Annotated in this window: 14 protein-coding genes; 3 read left to right on the forward strand and 11 right to left on the reverse strand. The window is 69.0% G+C overall.

Translation table 11 applies throughout. The features are described from left to right. Positions 1–23: 23 nt before the first annotated feature. On the reverse strand, positions 24–1433 hold the full coding sequence (locus ACFVWR_RS11195; protein WP_387211416.1) for a M16 family metallopeptidase: 1410 nt from the start codon (positions 1431–1433) through the stop codon (positions 24–26). A gap of 182 nt (positions 1434–1615) precedes the next feature. Between ACFVWR_RS11195 and ACFVWR_RS11200 the strand changes: the two genes are divergently transcribed. Then, on the forward strand, positions 1616–2200 hold the full coding sequence (locus tag ACFVWR_RS11200; protein ID WP_387211419.1) for a TetR/AcrR family transcriptional regulator: 585 nt from the start codon (positions 1616–1618) through the stop codon (positions 2198–2200). 185 nt (positions 2201–2385) lie between these two features. Here the strand turns inward: ACFVWR_RS11200 and ACFVWR_RS11205 are convergent, their stop codons facing one another. The 8 genes from ACFVWR_RS11205 to ACFVWR_RS11240 all read right to left on the reverse strand — a co-directional run bounded on the left by ACFVWR_RS11205 (position 2386) and on the right by ACFVWR_RS11240 (position 11499). Next, on the reverse strand, positions 2386–3492 hold the full coding sequence (locus ACFVWR_RS11205) for an aldo/keto reductase (RefSeq protein WP_387211422.1): 1107 nt from the start codon (positions 3490–3492) through the stop codon (positions 2386–2388). A gap of 150 nt (positions 3493–3642) precedes the next feature. Further along, positions 3643–4488: an HpcH/HpaI aldolase/citrate lyase family protein gene (locus tag ACFVWR_RS11210; RefSeq protein WP_387211425.1), complete on the reverse strand. Its 846-nt coding sequence runs from the start codon at positions 4486–4488 to the stop codon at positions 3643–3645. After that, complete coding sequence (locus ACFVWR_RS11215) at positions 4485–4973, reverse strand: MaoC family dehydratase (RefSeq protein WP_387211429.1); 489 nt, start codon at positions 4971–4973, stop codon at positions 4485–4487. The genes ACFVWR_RS11210 and ACFVWR_RS11215 overlap by 4 nt, the downstream gene beginning before the upstream one ends. Further along, positions 4970–5641, reverse strand: coding sequence for a 3-oxoacid CoA-transferase subunit B (locus ACFVWR_RS11220; protein WP_387211432.1), 672 nt, complete (start codon positions 5639–5641; stop codon positions 4970–4972). The genes ACFVWR_RS11215 and ACFVWR_RS11220 overlap by 4 nt, the downstream gene beginning before the upstream one ends. Further along, complete coding sequence (locus ACFVWR_RS11225) at positions 5638–6453, reverse strand: CoA transferase subunit A (RefSeq protein WP_387211435.1); 816 nt, start codon at positions 6451–6453, stop codon at positions 5638–5640. Before ACFVWR_RS11225 ends, ACFVWR_RS11220 begins: the two co-directional genes overlap by 4 nt. 45 nt (positions 6454–6498) lie before the next feature. Beyond that, a complete protein-coding gene (locus ACFVWR_RS11230) occupies positions 6499–7710 on the reverse strand; it encodes an acyl-CoA dehydrogenase family protein (RefSeq protein WP_387211438.1) in 1212 nt (403 codons plus the stop codon). 13 nt (positions 7711–7723) lie between these two features. Then, a complete protein-coding gene (locus ACFVWR_RS11235) occupies positions 7724–9886 on the reverse strand; it encodes a biotin carboxylase N-terminal domain-containing protein (protein WP_387211441.1) in 2163 nt (720 codons plus the stop codon). Positions 9887–9891: 5 nt separating this feature from the next. Then, positions 9892–11499, reverse strand: a complete 1608-nt coding sequence (locus ACFVWR_RS11240; protein WP_387211446.1) for a carboxyl transferase domain-containing protein — start codon at positions 11497–11499, stop codon at positions 9892–9894. A 91-nt stretch (positions 11500–11590) separates the two neighbouring features. Here ACFVWR_RS11240 and ACFVWR_RS11245 point away from each other — a divergent pair, with 91 nt between their 5' ends. Together ACFVWR_RS11245 and ACFVWR_RS11250 are read left to right on the forward strand one after the other, a co-directional pair. Next, positions 11591–12223: a helix-turn-helix domain-containing protein gene (locus tag ACFVWR_RS11245; RefSeq protein ID WP_387211449.1), complete on the forward strand. Its 633-nt coding sequence runs from the start codon at positions 11591–11593 to the stop codon at positions 12221–12223. Positions 12224–12336: 113 nt separating this feature from the next. Continuing rightward, the gene (locus ACFVWR_RS11250) at positions 12337–14955 is read left to right on the forward strand and encodes a penicillin acylase family protein (RefSeq protein WP_387211452.1); all 2619 of its coding nucleotides are present in this window, start codon (positions 12337–12339) and stop codon (positions 14953–14955) included. A gap of 25 nt (positions 14956–14980) precedes the next feature. Here ACFVWR_RS11250 and ACFVWR_RS11255 read toward each other — a convergent pair whose 3' ends face one another. Continuing rightward, positions 14981–16243 (reverse strand): citrate synthase, encoded by a 1263-nt coding sequence (locus tag ACFVWR_RS11255; protein WP_387211509.1) that lies wholly within the window; start codon positions 16241–16243, stop codon positions 14981–14983. 238 nt (positions 16244–16481) lie between these two features. Further along, a complete protein-coding gene (dapC, locus tag ACFVWR_RS11260; protein ID WP_387211455.1) occupies positions 16482–17600 on the reverse strand; it encodes a succinyldiaminopimelate transaminase in 1119 nt (372 codons plus the stop codon).

The following is a 17600-nucleotide window of genomic DNA, read 5'->3' on the forward strand; positions in this document are numbered from 1 at the left end:
TCAGTGGTCGTGCGAAGTCGGGGTCAGGACGCGAGCGCGGCGAACATCTCGTCTGTGACGTTCCCCACTGCGGAGACGGAGACCCGGCGGCCGGCCAGGTCTGCCGCGAGTGCCTGCACGTCGTCGACGGTGACGAGGTGCAGGCGGCGGAGGCTCTCATCGAGATCGGAGAACTCGCCCATGGTGATCTCGGCTCGACCGAGCCGGGACATCCTGGTGTCGGAGTCCTCGAGGGCGAGCGCCGCGCCGCCGGAGAGCTGACCGACAGCTCGGCGCAGCTCGTCTTGGGTGACGCCGCCATCGGCGAGACGGTGCAGCTCGGCGAGCATCAGCTCGCCGACCTGGGCGGCCTTGGCGGGGGCGCATCCCGCGTAGAGACCGAAGACGCCTGCGTCGGAATAGGCGCCGGAGAAAGAGTAGACCGCGTAGGCGAGTCCGCGCTTCTCGCGGATCTCCTGGAACAGCCGGCTCGACATCCCGCCGCCGAGCACCGAGTTGAGCACGCTCATCGTGACGCGCCGGTCGTCTGTGGCGACGAGGCCCGGAACGCCGATGAGCAGGTTCGCCTGCTCGGTGGGCCGGTTGACGGTGACGACGGCGGCCGCCCGTTCGATGGTCGCGGGCGCACTGTCGCGTCGTACGACCGGGGATGCCTCGACGGTGAGGTCCCAGCCTGCTGCGCGCAAGGCCTTCTCGACGTCGGCGACGAGCAGGTCGTGATCGACCGCGCCGGCAGCCGTGATCACGAGGTCTTGCGGGCGGTAGTTGAGCCGGTAGTGCTCCAGCACCACGTCGCGTTGCGCCTGACGGATCGTCTCGGGGCTGCCCCCGATGGGACGGCCGAGCGGATGGTCACCGAGCACCGCCTCGAAGAAGCGCTCGTTGGCGACATCACCGGGGTCGTCTTCGGCCATCGAGAGCTCTTCGAGGATCACCCCTCGCTCGTTCTCGAACTCGCCCGGATCGAGCAGTGACGAGGTGAGCATGTCGGCGATCACCTCGACCGCCATCGGCAGATCCCTGTCTTGCACCTTGGCGTAATAGCAGGTGTACTCCTTGGCCGTCATCGCGTTGTGCTCGCCGCCGACCGAGTCGAACGCGATCGCGATGTCGAGCGCGGTGCGCTTCGAGGTGCCCTTGAACAAGAGGTGCTCGAGGAAGTGCGTCGATCCGAAACTCGCCGGGACTGTCGCCACGCCGCCGCGGGCACTACCGGCGGCATCGGCGCCCTCGGCGGTCGCGGGATGCGCGCCCGTCTCGTCGCGCGATCCGACCGCCACCCAGAAGCCGAGGGTCGCGCTCCGGGCGCCGGGCACCTGCTCGCTGAGGATTCGGACGCCGCTCGGGAGAACGGTTCGCCGCACCAGCGCTTCGCCGGACGCGGCGAAAGAAAGGTCGGCCAGGCCAAGGGGGAGGTCGACTGCGCTGTTCATCCCCTCCACCCTACGCCAGAGCCTTTGAAACACCCGTGAACAAATTGAGGACACACAGACTGGTCTGTCTACCTATATACTGATTTTCACGAGGACTTCGGGCGAACCCCAAATGCCCGACCTCCGACCGCAAGACGACGGACCCGACCGTCGGAACAGAACAGTTGAAGGAGATGTGCCGGATGGTCGTTAGTGCCCGGGCGACCATCCGGCCGCCCGCCCCCTCCAAGATCAAAATCCTCGCCACGGCGGATGAGCTCTTCTATCTCGAAGGCATCCACACCGTCGGCGTCGATCGCATCATTGCGGGCGCCCGTGTGACAAAAGCCACCTTCTACAAGCACTACCGCTCGAAGGATCTGCTCATCATCGCGTACGTCGAAGGCCGAGACAAGCAGATCCGTAACTGGTTCGAAGAGCAGGAGAAGACGGCGAGCGACCCTCGCGCCATCGCCCGTGCGCTGGTCGACCAGATCAACACGGAGGCGATCCGCCCCGGGTTCCGGGGCGACCCGTTCATCAACGCCGCCGCCCAGTTCGCCGACGAGAACCACCCTGTTCGCGTCGCCGTCACCGCACACCGCGACTGGTACGCGCACCGCATCGAAGATCTCTTCCGCGAGATCGGTCACCCGCACCCCGGTGACGCGGCCGACGACCTCATCCTCGCCCGCGACGGCGCACTCGCCGGCGGATACGTCGGCGACCCTGTCGCTGCCGGGGCAGCTCTGCACCGCTCGCTGGAGCGCATCCTCGCGGAAGCGTAGCCCCCGCTACCCCGTTCGTGTCGCCGGTGTTTTCAGGCGACACGCCGATGGAACGACCGTCAGGACGGACATTCCGCGGGATGTCAGCCGTCTTTCCGACGCACGCTAGCGCGCGGAGGCGGTGAGTGGGTGGCGAGGATGGGCTACAGGGCGAGGATGGGCTGCGGGTGGGAGCCCGGGGCCGGTCAGTCGGAGACGCGGTCGAGTTCGAGCATCTGGGCTCGGGTGAGACGGATGCCGGCGGCGATCATGAGCGCGTCGACCTGTTCGGGGCGGCTCGCACTCGCCACGGGAGCGACGACATTGCGCTTGGCCAGCAGCCAGGCGATGGCGATGCTCGCCGGCGTCGTCTCGTGTTCGGCGGCGACCCTGTCGAGCGCCGCGAGCACGCGCTGGCCGCGCCGGTTCACGTAGGCGGCGGCACGGATGCTGCGCGCGTCGGCGTTCAGGTCGTCTTTGCTGCGGTACTTGCCGGTGAGGAACCCGTTCGCCAGCGCGTAGTACGGCATGACGGCCAGACCCTGGGCGCTGGCGACGATGCGGAGGGCGCTCTCGAACTCGGTGCGGTGCATCAGGTTGTACTGCGTCTGAACGGCCACGAACTTCGGCAGCCCGCTCGACGAAAGGATGCGCGCCTCGATGAGCCTGTCTGCGCTGAAGTTCGACGCGGCGAGGTAACGCACCTTGCCCGACTCGATCAGCCATTCGACGGTGGCGAGGCTGTCTTCGAGCGGAACGTCGGGGTCGTCGTCGTGGAAGTAGAGCAGGTCGATGTGATCGGTCTGCAACCGCTCGAGCGAAGCTTCGACGGCGCGCACGATGCTCACGGAGCCGAGCCCGGGATTCTCGTGGTGGCGGCCGACCTTGGTGGCGATCACCATGCTGTCGCGGTTGCCGCGCTCGCGCATCCACTGCCCGATGAGCAGCTCGCTGCGGCCGCCGACATAGCTGTCTGCGGTGTCGACGAAGTTGCCGCCGAGGTGCGCGAAATGGTCGAGGATGCGCAACGACGTGTCGCCGTCGGCCGTCCAGCCGAACACGCTGGCGCCGAGCGAGAGCGGGTAGACCGCGAGATCGCTGTCACCGATGCGACGCGGTGCGATGATCGAGAGCGGTCCGGTGCGCTCGAGGCGCGGGTCGAGCTGCGGCAACGCGGCCGTCTCGACGCCGATCGACTCGGTCAGCACCTCTTCGGGCGTGCCCGTCTCGCGAGTGTCGGTGTCGGGGATCGCGGCACTGGCCGCACGCCGCGACGCCGCCTCGCGCAGCCTGAGTGGAAGCAGTTGCGGCATATGCCCCTCCCCCTACTCCCGACTGGCTCGAATCGATTCGAGGGCCCCAGCTCCTCGACGTCTACTTGCAGAGTACGGCATACATCCGACGCCCTTGCGCTGATCCGGGTGAACTGTTCCAGAATGCTTGGTCACAGTTTCATCACGTCTTCAGGAGCCGGTCGGTTCACCCGTGCGACCCGATCGCCGCAGCACCGCCCGGGCGTGCGCGATCACGGGCCCGTCGACCATTCGGCCCTCGTGCCGGAACACTCCCCCGGCCGTCTCCGCGGCGGCGAGCAAGGACTCGGCCCAGGCCACGGCCTGCTCGGAGGGGCGGAACCCCGCCCTGATCGTCTCGACCTGCCCCGGGTGGATGCACGCCGTCGCCGCGAATCCGACGGCGACCGCATCCTCCACCTCGGCGGCGAGTCCGTCGAGGTCGGCGATGTCGAGGTGCACCGTGTCGATCGCGCCGATTCCGGCCGCGCCCGCCGCGAGCAGAACGGCGGAGCGCGCGTGTCGGGCCACATCCCGGTATCGTCCGTCCGCGTGCCGGCTGGACGTGCCGCCGAGCGAGGCCACCAGGTCTTCGGCCCCCCACATGAGCGCGATCACCCCGGGCGCCTCGGCGAGCGCCGGTGCGGCGAGCACACCCGCCGCCGTCTCGCAGAGGGCGATCACCTGCGCGCCGTCGACGCCGTCGAGCCGGCGCAGATCATCGACGCTCTCCGCTTTGGGCAGCATCACGGTGCGGAACGGCGTCGCGGCGAGCGCGGCCAGATCGGCGTCGTGGTCCGGTGTTCCCGCCTGATTGACGCGCACGATCACGCGCTCGGGGTCGAGCGTCTCCGACGCGGCGAGCACGGCCTGGCGTGCGAGCGGTCGGCGGGAGGGTTCGACCGCGTCTTCGAGGTCAATGATCACAGCGTCGGCGCGGTCGAGGGCGGTGCCGAACCGCTCCGGCCTGTCTCCCGGGCAGAAGAGCAGGGCGGGCCCCCACGGGAGGTCGGTCACGAGCGGACCGCCTCGGGATGCGCATCCCGGCACCACACCATGACCTGGCGGGTGGCGGTCGCCACGACCACGCCGTCCTGGTTGCGCCCGGTGTGTTCGAGCGTGATGATCCCCTGGCCCGGGCGCGAGGCGGAGAGCCGCTTGCCCACCACGACGGTCTCCGAGTAGAGGGTGTCGCCGTGGTGCACCGGATGCGGAAAGGCGATGTCGCTGAAGCCGAGGTTCGCGACGATGGTGCCCTGCGTCAGCTGGGCGACGGATGCGCCGACCAGCGTCGACAGTGTGAACATCGAGTTCACCAGCCGCTCGCCGAACGGCTGACGCTCCGACCAGGCGGCGTCGAGGTGCAGCGCCTGCGTGTTCATGGTCAGCGTGGTGAAGAACACGTTGTCGGCCTCCGTCACCGTGCGGCCGGGCCGGTGGAGGTAGCGCGTGTCGGGCTCGAACTCCTCGTAGTAGAGCCCACGCTGCTCGATCTCTTTCACGCCTCTCCCCCTTCGAGGTCGATGGTCAGCGGTGCGCCGGTGGCTGCGATGACCTCGTCGACCGTCACACCCGGAGCGACCTCGCGCAGCACCAGCCTGCCGCCATCCGCGGCGCCGTCGTCGCGCACCACGTCGATGACAGCGAGATCCGTGATGATGCGGTCGACGCATCCGGTGCCGGTCAAGGGCAGCGAGCAGTCGACGACCACCTTGGGGCGCCCGTCGCGGTCGACGTGCTCCATCATGACGATGAGACGTTTGGCGCCGAAGACGAGGTCCATCGCGCCGCCCATCCCCTTGACCATCTTGCCGGGGATCATCCAGTTGGCGAGGTCTCCGCGCTGCGAGACCTCCATCGCGCCGAGTACGGCGACGTCGACGTGCCCGCCGCGCACCATGCCGAACGAGAGGGCAGAATCGAAGAACGCCGCGCCGTCGGTGACGGTCACGGTCTCCTTGCCCGCGTTGATCAGGTCGGGGTCGACCGCGTCGTCCGCCGGGTACGGCCCGACCCCGAGCACGCCGTTCTCGGAGTGCAGCACCACCTCGATGTCGTCGGGGATGTAGTTCGGGATGAGGGTCGGCATCCCGATGCCCAGGTTCACGTACTGCCCGTTGCGCAGCTCACGCGCCACCCTGGCCGCCAGCTCGTTTCGTGTGAGGCTCATCGCTCTCCTCCGTCTTGGGCAGTGGTTGCGCGGGCAGTGGCCGACCGGGCGGTGGCCGCGTCGTCTAGCCGCACCGTTCGCCGCTCGATGCGTTTCTCGGTGTCCGGGGCGAGCACGACCCGCTGCACGAAGATGCCGGGCGTGTGCACCCGGCCGGGGTCCAGCTGACCGGGCTCCACCAGCTCCTCGACCTCGGCGATCGTCACGCGGCCCGCCATGGCCGCCAGCGGGTTGAAGTTCATTGCCGCCGCATGGAACACGAGGTTGCCGTAGCGGTCACCCTGGGCGGCATGGACGAGCGCGAAATCGGGGGTCACGGACCGCTCGAGCACGTAGTCCGCCCCGTCGAACGAGCGGACCTCCTTCGGCTCGCTCGCCACCGCGACAGACCCGTCCGCTCCGTACCGCCTCGGGAGTCCTCCCTCGGCGATCTGGGTGCCGACCCCGGCCGGCGTGTAGAAGGCGGGGATGCCGGCGCCACCCGCCCTCAGTTTCTCGGCGAGGGTTCCCTGCGGCGTGAGTTCCACTTCCAGCTCGCCCGACAGGAACTGCCGCGCGAACTCCTTGTTCTCCCCCACATAGGAGCTGATCATCTTGCGGATGCGTCTGTCGCCGAGCAGGATGCCCAGCCCCCAGTCGTCCACACCGCAGTTGTTGCTGACGATCTCGAGATCGGTGGTGCCCCGCTCGTGCAGGGCCTGGATGAGGGCGCTCGGAATGCCGCACAGCCCGAATCCACCGACGGCGAGCGACGCCCCGTCGGGGATGTCGGCCACGGCCTCTTGTGCGCTCGCGACGACTTTGTCGATCATGCGCTCCCTCTTTCCTCTGTCGTTCCGCCCTCGGTCAGGCCTCGGTCAGGCCTCGAAGCCGAGCGCCCGCGAGATGATCATGAGCTGCACCTCCGAGGTGCCTTCGCCGATCTCCAGGATCTTCGAGTCCCGGTAGTGGCGCGCGACCGGGTTCTCGTTGAGGAATCCGTAGCCGCCGAAGATCTGCGTGGCGTCTCGCGCGTTGTCCATCGCGGCCTCGCTGCCGACGAGCTTCGCGATGGATGCTTCGAGCTTGAACGGCTTGCCCGCCATGAGCTTGAAGCAGGCGTCGTAGTATGCCAGGCGCGCCGTGTGCACGCGGGCCTGCATCCGGGCGATCTTGAAGGCGATGTGCTGGTTGGAGCCGATGGCACGGCCGAACACGGCGCGGCTCTTCGCGTAGCGGATCGCCTCCTCCAAGCATCCCTGCGCCGCACCGGTGCAGAGGGCCGCGAAGGCCACCCGGCCCTCGTCGAGCGTCTGCAGGAAGTTCGCATAGCCACGCCCGCGCTCGCCGAGCAGGTTCGCCTCCGGCACCCGCACGTCGGTGAGGGTGAGCGGATGCGTGTCGGAGGTGTGCCAGCCGACCTTGTCGTACGCCGGCTCGGCCACGAACCCGGGGGTCGGCACCGGCACGAGGATGGCGGAGAGCTCCTTCTTGACGCTGCCGTCGGCGCGGGTCGACTCACCCGTGACCGCCGTGATCGTGACGAGCCTGGTGATCTCGCTCCCAGAGTTCGTGATGAACTGCTTCGTGCCGTTGATGACCCATTCGCCGTCGCGCAGAACGGCCGTGGTCTTGGTGCCGGCGGCATCCGAACCCGCATCCGCCTCGGTGAGACCGAAACCGGCGAGCGCCTTGCCCGCCGTCAGCATCGGCATCCACTCCTGGCGCTGAGCCTCCGTGCCGTTGCGGAAGACGGGCATGATGCCCAGCCCCACGCCGGCTTCCAGGGTCACGCCGATGCTCTGGTCGACACGGCCGAGCTGCTCGACGGCGAGGCACAGCGACAGATAGTCCTTGCCCTGGCCGCCGTACTCGACCGGGAAGGGCAGGCCGAACAGGCCCATCTCCCCCATCTCGGCGATGATCTCGTACGGCAGGCTGCGGCGCGTGTCGTAGTCGTAGGCCGCGGGGGCGACCACGGTGTCGGCGAAGTCGCGCACCTGATCGCGCAAGGCCTTGTGCTCGTCGGTGAGCTCGAACCCCGCGACATCGGCGTTCGCGGTCTCGCTTCGGGTCATCTGCATGGTCATCGTCTGCCTCTCGTCAGGCCACGGTCGATCGTGTCGGCGTGGTTTCGTCGGTCGCCGCTGTTGTGGGCGGCATGGTGGGGTCGGTGGATGCGGTCGCGTCGGAGGCGATAGCTGCCTCGGGCTGCCGAACGGTCGCCACGAGCTGGTCGAGCTTCACGAGGTCGCCGGGAGCCACCTGCAGGTGCACGGTTCCGGCGACCGGGGCGAGCAGACGGTGCTCCATCTTCATCGCCTCGACCGTGAGCACGGTGTCGCCGGCGGCCACGTCGTCGCCGTCCGCGACGGCGATGGCGATGACGGTTCCCGGCATCGGGGAGCGCAGGTCGGGTTCGGCGACTCCCGCGGCTCGCGACAGACCGGCGAGCTCGCGCGCCATTCGCTCCTGTCGGCCGAGGATGCGAAGCTCCCGCGCCGAGCCGCCCTCCGACAGCCAGACGGCCGCGCTGTCGGTGGCCGCGCTGTCGGTGCCGTTGCGGTCGACGGCGAAGAGCAGCGAGCGGGTGACGCCGTCGATGGTGAGGAGAGCGGTCGACGGCTCGCCGGGGGCCATCGGCTCGACGACGACGAGTCCGGCGTCGACGGCAGCGCTCCCGCCCGCTGTCACCCTCGCGCGTCCTGCGGTGAGCGCGGTGCTGTCGCCGCCGACGAGCACCGTGGTGGCGCCGACGTCATAGGCGACGGGGCGACTCGCCCCGAGCCGCCAGCCACTCGGCGAACCCCAGAGCGGTCCGGCCGAGGCCGGGAGCCTGCGGAATCGCTCCGCGTGTGCGATGAGCGCGGCAGCGATGCTGTCCTCGGGCGGCGTCTCCTTCGGCGCGAGGTCGGAGAACCGGCGGTCGATGAGTGTCGTGTCGAGCCGGCCCTGCCGCACATCCTCGTCGGCGAGCAGGTCGCGCAACCAGCCCAGATTCGTGACGGCGCCCAGAATGCCGGTCTCGCCGAGCGCGGCGTCGAGCCGGAGCAGCGCTGTCTCGCGATCTTCGCCCCAGGCGATCACCTTGGCGAGCATCGGGTCGTAGTCGGTGACGATCGCGCCGCCCGCGGCGAGCCCGCTGTCGACGCGCACACCGTCTCCGGCCGGTTCGTGCAGGGCGAGCACCGTGCCGTCCGTCGGCAGGAACCCGCGCTCGGGGTTCTCGGCATAGACTCGCGCCTCGATCGCGTGTCCGGTGAGCCGCACATCCTCTTGCGCGATCGTCAAGGGCTCGCCCGAAGCGACGCGCAGCTGCCACTCGACCAGATCGAGACCGGTGACGGCCTCGGTCACCGGATGCTCGACCTGCAGCCGCGTGTTCATCTCCATGAAGAAGAACTCGCCCGGGGCGGCGTCCGAGATCAGGAACTCGACGGTGCCGACGCCGACGTAGTCGACGCTGCGCGCGACGGCACAGGCTGCGCGGCCGATCCGGTCGCGCGTCTCGGCATCGAGCAGCGGCGACGGAGCCTCCTCGATGACCTTCTGGTGGCGGCGCTGGAGGGAGCACTCGCGTTCGCCGAGATGGATGACAGCGCCGTGGCGGTCGGCGAGCACCTGCACTTCGATGTGCCGGGGGCTGTCGACGAGCCGCTCCAGAAACAGGGTGTCGTCGCCGAAGGCGGCGGCGGCGACCCGCCGGGCGGTCGACAGCGCGTCGGGGAGGTCGGCGCGGTCGCGCACGGACTGCATCCCCTTGCCGCCGCCGCCCGCGGAAGGCTTGACGAGCACGGGGAAGCCGATCTGGTCGGCTGCTGAGACGAGCTGTTCGTCGGAGAGGCCCGGCTCGGCGATGCCGGGGATGGTGGGCACGCCGTGGGCCTCGACCTCGCGCTTGGCCGCGATCTTGTCGCCCATCACCTCCAGGGCGCGCACGTCGGGGCCGATGAAGACGATGCCGGCGGCAGCGCACTCGGCCGCGAACTCCGCGTTCTCCGAAAGGAAGCCGTAGCCGGGATGCACGGCCTGCGCACCCGACGCACGCGCCGCCGCGAGGATGGCGCCGCCGTCGAGGTAGCTCTGGCGTGCCGCTGCGGGGCCGATGCGCAGCGCGACATCGGCCAGGGCGACGTGGGGCGCGTGCCGGTCGGCGTCGCTGTAGACGGCGACCGAACGGATGCCGAGCTTTCGCAGCGTACGGATCACGCGGCACGCGATCTCCCCGCGGTTGGCGACGAGAACGGTATGGAACGGTGCGGACACGGCGATCACATCCTGAACAGCCCGAAGGCCGTCTCGGGGAGGGGCGTGCGCGAGCACACGTCGAGGGCGAGCCCGAGCACCGTGCGGGTGTCGGCCGGATCGATGACGCCGTCGTCCCAGAGCCGCGCCGTGGAGTAGTACGGGCTCCCCTGACGGTCGTACTGCTCGGCGATCGGGGCCTTGAACGCGGCCTCGTCTTCAGCCGACCACTCCTCGCCGCGGCCCTCCAGTTGTTCGCGCTTCACGGTGGCGAGCACGGATGACGCCTGCGGGCCGCCCATCACCGAGATGCGCGCGGCCGGCCACATCCAGAGGAAGCGCGGCGAATACGCGCGACCGCACATCGAGTAGTTGCCGGCGCCGAAGGAGCCGCCGATCACGACCGTGAGCTTCGGCACACGCGCCGTGGCGACGGCGGTCACCATCTTCGCGCCGTTCTTGGCGATGCCGCCGGACTCGTAGTCGCGGCCGACCATGAAACCGGAGATGTTCTGCAAGAACAGCAGCGGGATGCCGCGCTGATCGCACAGCTCGATGAAGTGCGCGCCCTTGAGCGCCGACTCGCTGAAGAGCACCCCGTTGTTGGCCACGATGCCGACGGGGTGCCCGTGGAGGTGCGCGAAGCCGGTGACGAGCGTCGTGCCGTACTCGGGCTTGAACTCGTGGAACTCGCTGCCGTCCACGAGCCGGGCGATGACCTCCCGCACGTCGTAAGGCGCCTGCACGTCGGTCGGCACGACCCCGTAGAGCCCGGACGGGTCGACGTCGGGCTCGACCGTCTCCCGCACATCCCACGCCGGCGCCGCCGGAGTAGGGAGCGTCGAAACGATGTCGCGCACGATCTGCAGCGCGTGACGGTCGTTCTCGGCGAGATGGTCGACGACACCGGAGGTGCGCGCGTGCAGGTCGCCGCCACCGAGCTCCTCGGCCGTCACCACCTCCCCGATCGCCGCCTTCACGAGGGGTGGGCCCCCGAGGAAGATCGTGCCCTGGCCCCGCACGATGACGGTCTCGTCGCTCATCGCAGGCACGTAGGCGCCGCCCGCCGTGCAGGAGCCCAGAACCGCCGCGATCTGAGGAACCTTCGCCGCCGAGAGCCGCGCCTGGTTGTAGAAGATGCGGCCGAAGTGGTCGCGATCGGGAAAGACCTCGTCTTGCATCGGCAGGAAGGCGCCGCCCGAGTCGACCAGATACACGCAGGGAAGCTTGTTCTCGAGCGCGATCTCCTGCGCCCGCAGATGCTTCTTCACCGTCATCGGGTAATAGGTGCCGCCCTTGACCGTCGCATCGTTCGAGATCACCAGCACGTGCCGGCCGTGCACCAGACCGATGCCGGCGATGACGCCGGCCGCGGGCGACTCGTCGTCGTACATCCCCGTCGCCGCGAGCGGAGCGATCTCGAGAAACGGGCTTCCTTCGTCGAGGAGAACGTCGATCCTTTCGCGCGGCAGGAGCTTGCCGCGAGCGACGTGCCGCTCACGCGAGCGCTCCGGACCACCGGCCGCCGCGACCGCGAGCCGGTCGCGCAGGTCGTCCACCAGGGCGCGCTGGTCAGCGGCGTTCTGCTCGAACCTCGGGTCCGCCGCGCTCGTGGCGCTGGTCAGAGTTGGCATCGCTCGTCTCCATCGACAGTCAGTTAGTGATTGCTAACTCATTTTTAGGTTAGTGTTCATTAACCCGAATGTCCAGCACCTGGAGCGGATCATGACCGACATCGTCGCCGAAGACGCCGCGGCTGCCGCAGCACGGCCGACGCAGCGGAGTCAGGCCAAGGCCGACCGCCGCGCCGCCCTGCTGAGGGCAGCGGCGACGCTCTTCGCCGAACGCGGATTCAACGGCGTCTCCATCGAAGACCTCGGCGCGGCAGCGGGGGTGAGCGGACCGGCGGTCTACCGCCACTTCCCCAGCAAACAGGCGGTGCTCGCGGCTCTGCTCGTCGGAGTCAGCCGGCACCTGCTCGACGGTGGCACCGAGGTGGCCGCCGCCGCGACCGACTCCTCGACCGCGCTCCGTGTGCTGATCGCCTTCCACGTCGACTTCGCCCTCACCGAGCCCGACACGATCCGGGCGCAGGACAGGGACCTCGACGCGCTCACTCCGGAGGAACGCCGCGAGGTGCGACGACTGCAGCGTCGGTACATCGACCTCTGGATCCGGGTGCTCGGCACCCTGCATCCCTCACTCACCTCCGTCGAACAGCGCATGCGCGTGCAGGCGACCTTCGGACTGATCAACTCGACCCCGCATACGGCCCGCGTCGGGGGCGCCAGCGTCGACGCCGCCGCGGTGCGTCCTGTGCTCGAACGGATGGCCTGGGCAGGAATCAACGCGCACTGAGCGCCGCCCCTCCGTACACGCAGCCTCCCAGCGCCACCCGTCCGCGTCAACCGGATGCGTTACAGTCTCAACACAGCGCAGCACAGCGACCCGGCACCGAACGAAGGAGTGGCGTGGGGGACGACTCGCCCCGCCTCAGGCGGCACCATCGGATACTGAGAGCCGTCGGGGTCGTGGTGGGCATTCTGCTCGTGCTCGTGGTCATCGCGGGCGGCGTCGGCGTCTGGACGGTCGCCCGATCGTTCCCGCAGACGTCGGGCACCATCGACATCGCGGGCCTCGACGCACCGGTCACCGTCGTGCGCGACGACGCCGGCATCCCTCAGATCGACGCATCGACGGCCGACGACCTGTTCCGCGCGCAGGGCTTCGTGCACGCGCAGGACAGGTTCTGGGAGATGGACTTCCGCCGGCACGTGACCTCGGGCCGACTCGCCGAGATGTTCGGCCAGTCGCAGGTGCCGACCGACACGTTCATCCGCACGCTCGGCTGGCGAACGGTCGCCGAACAGGAGGTGAAGGCGCTCGACAAGACGTCGCTGCGGTACTACCAGGACTACGCCGACGGTGTGAACGCCTACCTCGACACGCACAAAGGCTCCGAGATCTCGCTCGAGTATGCCGTTCTGGGCTTCCAGAACCCCGGATACTCCCCCGAGCCGTGGACCCCGGCCGACTCCGTCGCCTGGCTGAAGGCCATGGCGTGGGATCTGCGCTCCAACCTCGAAGACGAGATCGACCGGGCGCTGCTGTCGACGAAGCTCACGCCCGCGCAGATCGCGGAACTGCATCCGGCCTACCCGTACGGCGAGCACCCGACGATCACCGACGCGGGCGGAGGAGATCCGGCGGCGACGACCGCCGACATTCCCGCCTCGGCCGGTGCCGACGACTCGGCCGCGGCAGGCTCGGCATCCGGAGACACCGCTTCGCCCGCCACACCGCCCGAGTACGCCACCGCCCTCACCTCGCTCGCGTCGTCGCTCGACGCGTTGCCGACACTCCTCGGCCCGGCGGGGAACGACATCGGGTCGAACTCGTGGGTCGTGTCGGGCGCGCTGACCGCGAGCGGGAAACCCCTTCTCGCCAACGATCCGCACCTCGGTTCGGTCATGCCGTCGGTCTGGTATCAGGTCGGGCTGCACTGCACGAAGGTCACCGCCGACTGCCCGTTCGACGTGTCGGGCTTCAGCTTCTCCGGGCTTCCGGGCGTGGTCATCGGGCACAACGACCGCATCGCCTGGGGCTTCACCAACCTGGGCCCGGATGTCGCCGACCTCTACGAGGAGAAGGTCACCGGCGACACCTACGAATACGACGGCAAGCAGGTTCCGCTCGTCATCCGCAAGGAGACCATCAAGGTCGCCGGCGGCAAGAGCGTGCACCTGACGGTGAGGTCGACACGGCACGGCCCGCTCATCACCGACATCAGCGACGGCTTCGCGACGATCGCGAAAGACCAGGCGGGCAAGCTGGGCGTTCCCGCCGAGAAGTACCAGCTGTCGCTGCAGTGGACCGCCCTCACCCCGGGGCCGACGGCCGGCGCGATCTTCGCCTTCGACACCGCGCAGAACTGGGACCAGTTCCGCGCCGCCGCGAAGAACTTCCAGGTGCCGTCGCAGAACCTCGTCTACGCCGATGTCGACGGCAACATCGGCTACCAAGCTCCCGGAGCCGTTCCGGTGCGGGCCGCCGGAGACGGCACGATGCCCGTTCCCGGCTGGACGAGCCAATACGGCTGGACGGGCTACGTTCCGTTCGACGCGATGCCGACGGCGTACAACCCGCCGAGCGGCTACATCGTCACGGCGAACAACGCGGCGGTCGGGCCCGAGTTCCCGACGCTCATCACCGCCGACTGGGAGTACGGATACCGCGCCAACCAGATCGACCTGCGACTGACGAAGGCGATCGCCTCCGGCCACAAGTTCACCGCAGCCGACTTCTCGGCCATCCAATCGGACAAGTACGACGCCAACGCCGCCGCCCTCGCTCCCATCGTCGCCGCGCTCGGCGCAGCACAGGAGCCCGGTTCGAGCGCGCACCGGGCGGCGCAGCTGCTCGACGGGTGGAACTACCACGACGACCCGGACAGCGCGGCCGCCGCGTACTTCAACATCTTCTGGCGCAACCTGCTCGCCGACGCCTTCGCCCGCAAGCTGCCTGCGTCCGCTCCCCCGACCGGTGGGGACAGGTGGTTCCGCGTGGTCGGCCTCCTCGCGCAGCAGCCGGACTCCGCCTGGTGGACCGACAAGAAGCTCGACGTCGCCGGGCGCGATGCGATGTTCCTGCGAGCAGCCGACGACGCCTGGGCCGAGGCGACCAAACTCATGGGCGGCGATCCGTCGCGGTGGCGCTGGGACAGCATCCACACGATCACGCTGACGAACGCGAGCTTCGGCACGTCGGGCATCGACCCGATCGAGGCGCTCTTCAACCGGGGACCGTACCCGGTGGGAGGCGGGTCGAGCGTCGTCGACGCCGTGGGCTGGGACGCCTCCGTCGGCTACCAGGTCGACTGGGTTCCCTCGATGCGCCAGGTGATCGACCTGAGCGAGTGGAACGCGAGCACCTGGGTCAATCTGACCGGGGCATCCGGCCACGCCTTCAGCCCGCACTACGACGACCAGACCCCGCTTTGGCAGAAGAACAAGACCCGCGCGTGGCCGTTTACCCCTCAGGCCGTCACGGCAGCCGCAGACCAGACCCTGACTCTGCGGGCGACCGGCTGACGGCGCCCTCCCCGGAACGCCGAGGTCAGCGGGCGCCCGGCCAGTGACGCTCGTCGCTGCCGATGTAGAGCTGCTGGGGGCGGCCGATCTTGGTGGCCGCGTCTGTGTTCATCTCGCGCCAGTGGGCTATCCAGCCCGGAAGCCGGCCGATCGCGAAGAGCACGGTGAACATGCGCGTCGGGAAGCCCATCGCCTTGTAGATGACCCCCGTGTAGAAGTCGACGTTCGGGTACAGCTTGCGGTCGATGAAGTACTGGTCGGCGAGCGCGACCTCTTCGAGCTCTTTCGCGATGTCGAGCAGCGGGTCGTGAACGCCGAGCGCGGCGAGCACTTCGTCAGCCGACTGCTTGACGAGGCGGGCCCTCGGATCGAAGTTCTTGTAGACGCGGTGCCCGAAGCCCATCAGCTTCACGCCCTCTTCTTTGTTCTTCACGCGCTCGACGAACTTCTGCACGCTCTCGCCCGAATCCCGGATGCCCGCGAGCATGTCGAGCACGGCCTCGTTGGCGCCGCCGTGCAGCGGGCCGTACAGCGCGTTGATGCCGGCCGACACAGAAGCGAAGAGGTTGGCCTGCGTCGAGCCGACGAGGCGAACCGTCGACGTCGACGCGTTCTGCTCGTGGTCCTCGTGCAGCATGAGGAGCCGCTCCAGCGCCTTGGAGAGCACGGGGTTCACCTCGTAGGGCTCCGCCATGGTGCCGAAGTTGAGCCGCAGGAAGTTGTCGACGAAGCTGAGCGAGTTGTCGGGGTACAGGAACGCCTGCCCGATGCTCTTCTTGTGCGCGTAGGCCGCGATGACCGGCAGCTTCGCCAGGAGGCGGATCGTGGAGAGCTCGACCTGCTCGGGATCGTGAACGCTGAGCGAGTCCTGGTAGAAGGTCGACAGGGCGGAGACGGCGCTCGACAGCACCGACATGGGGTGCGCGTCGTGCGGCAGCGCACCGAAGAAGCGCTTGAGGTCTTCGTGCAGCAGCGTGTGACGACGGATGCGCTCATCGAACTCGGCGAGCTCGCTCGGCGTCGGCAGCTCGCCGTAGATCAGCAGCCAGGCCGTCTCGAGAAAAGAGGAGTTCTCGGCGACCTGCTCGATCGGGTACCCGCGGTACCGCAGGATGCCGGCGTCCCCGTCGATGTAGGTGATCGCCGACCGCGTGGCCGCCGTGTTCACGAACCCGTAGTCGAGACTGGTGAGACCGGTCTGCTTGGTCAGCGTCGAGAGGTCGATGCTCGAGGCGCCGGAGACGCTCGGCAGAATCGGGAACTCGGCCGTGCCGCCGGGAAAGCTCAGCGTCGCCTTCGGCGAATCGCCCTGCGCCTGCTCGGGCTGCGGCGTCGTCGCCTGCCCGCTCTCGGCCTGTGCCGTCTCGGTCAGTGCATTCTCGGTGCCGAGTCCGCTCACAACGCCTCCTGGGTCAGTGGGTTCATCACGCGCGCTGATCGTGGCAGCGCTGCAAAAATGTCGTGCGGATACAGCCTAACGAACGCGTCGGACAACTGTCGCATCGTGCAAACAGCCGACGAACTGGTTAGAGGGTGTCTCCAAGCGAGCGCAAACGGGCAGCCGCCGCATCGATCCGCTCGTCCGTCGCCGTGAGCGACAGGCGCACATGCTGCGGGTAGGCGTCGCCGTAGAAGACGCCCGGCCCGGCCAGGATGCCGAGGTCGGCGAGCCGCCCGATGCTCTCCCAGGCGTCGCGGCCTTCCGTCGCCCAGAGGTAGAGACCGGCCTCGCTGTCGTCGACCCGGAACCCCGCGCTCTGCAGGGCGGGGAGCAGCGTCGCGCGGCGTGCGCGGTACAGCTCTCGCTGCGCATCCACGTGTGCGTCGTCGCCCAGCGCGACCACCATCGCCGCCTGCAGGGGCGCGGGAACCATAAGCCCCGCGTGCTTGCGCACCGTGGTGAGACGGCCGACGACGGTGCGGCACCCCGCGATGAACGCTGCGCGGTAACCGGCGAGATTGGACTGCTTGCTCAACGAATAGACCGCGATGACGTTGTGGCGGTTCTCGCCGATCACGCGCGGGTCGAGAACGCTCGGGATGGGCTCCGCATCCCACGGGGCATCCCAGCCCAGCTCGGCGTAGCACTCGTCGCTGGCCACCACGGCGCCCAGTTCGCGGGCACGCTCGACCGCCGCGCGAAGCTCGGGGACGCCCAGAACGTGGCCGTTCGGGTTGCCCGGGCTGTTCAGCCAGACGAGTTTCGTGTTCTCCGGCCACTCGGCCGGGTCGTCACTCGCCACGGCCTGCGCCCCGGCGAGCGCGGCTCCGATCGCGTACGTGGGGTATGCGGCTCGCGGGTGCACCACCGCATCCCCTTCACCGAGCCCCAGCATGAACGGCAGGAAGGCGACGAGCTCTTTCGACCCGATCGTCGGGAGGACGTTGTCGACGGTGAGCCCCGACACACCACGGCGCCGGGCGAACCAGTCGACGATCGCCTCACGCAGCGCGGGGGTTCCGATCGTCGCCGGATACGCGTGCGCGTCGGTGGCGGCGGCGAGGGCGTCGCGCACGATCGTCGGCGTCGGGTCGACCGGCGAGCCGATCGAGAGGTCGACGATCCCGTCGTGGTGCTCATGTGCCCGCGCCGCGTACGGCGCCATCAGATCCCAGGGGTAGTCCGGGAGTGCTCCGAGGGCCAC

It is taken from the genome of Leifsonia sp. NPDC058292, from assembly GCF_042880955.1.
Classification (GTDB): Bacteria; Actinomycetota; Actinomycetes; order Actinomycetales; family Microbacteriaceae; genus Leifsonia.

What these genes read in the sequence shown, in the direction of transcription:
- ACFVWR_RS11230 (WP_387211438.1), bottom strand. Translation starts at nt 7,710, where the DNA reads ATGACCATGCAGATGACCCGAAGCGAGACCGCGAACGCCGATGTCGCG.
- ACFVWR_RS11200 (WP_387211419.1), top strand. Translation starts at nt 1,616, where the DNA reads ATGGTCGTTAGTGCCCGGGCGACCATCCGGCCGCCCGCCCCCTCCAAG.
- ACFVWR_RS11220 (WP_387211432.1), bottom strand. Translation starts at nt 5,641, where the DNA reads ATGAGCCTCACACGAAACGAGCTGGCGGCCAGGGTGGCGCGTGAGCTG.
- ACFVWR_RS11225 (WP_387211435.1), bottom strand. Translation starts at nt 6,453, where the DNA reads ATGATCGACAAAGTCGTCGCGAGCGCACAAGAGGCCGTGGCCGACATC.
- ACFVWR_RS11240 (WP_387211446.1), bottom strand. Translation starts at nt 11,499, where the DNA reads ATGCCAACTCTGACCAGCGCCACGAGCGCGGCGGACCCGAGGTTCGAG.
- ACFVWR_RS11195 (WP_387211416.1), bottom strand. Translation starts at nt 1,433, where the DNA reads ATGAACAGCGCAGTCGACCTCCCCCTTGGCCTGGCCGACCTTTCTTTC.
- ACFVWR_RS11205 (WP_387211422.1), bottom strand. Translation starts at nt 3,492, where the DNA reads ATGCCGCAACTGCTTCCACTCAGGCTGCGCGAGGCGGCGTCGCGGCGT.
- ACFVWR_RS11245 (WP_387211449.1), top strand. Translation starts at nt 11,591, where the DNA reads ATGACCGACATCGTCGCCGAAGACGCCGCGGCTGCCGCAGCACGGCCG.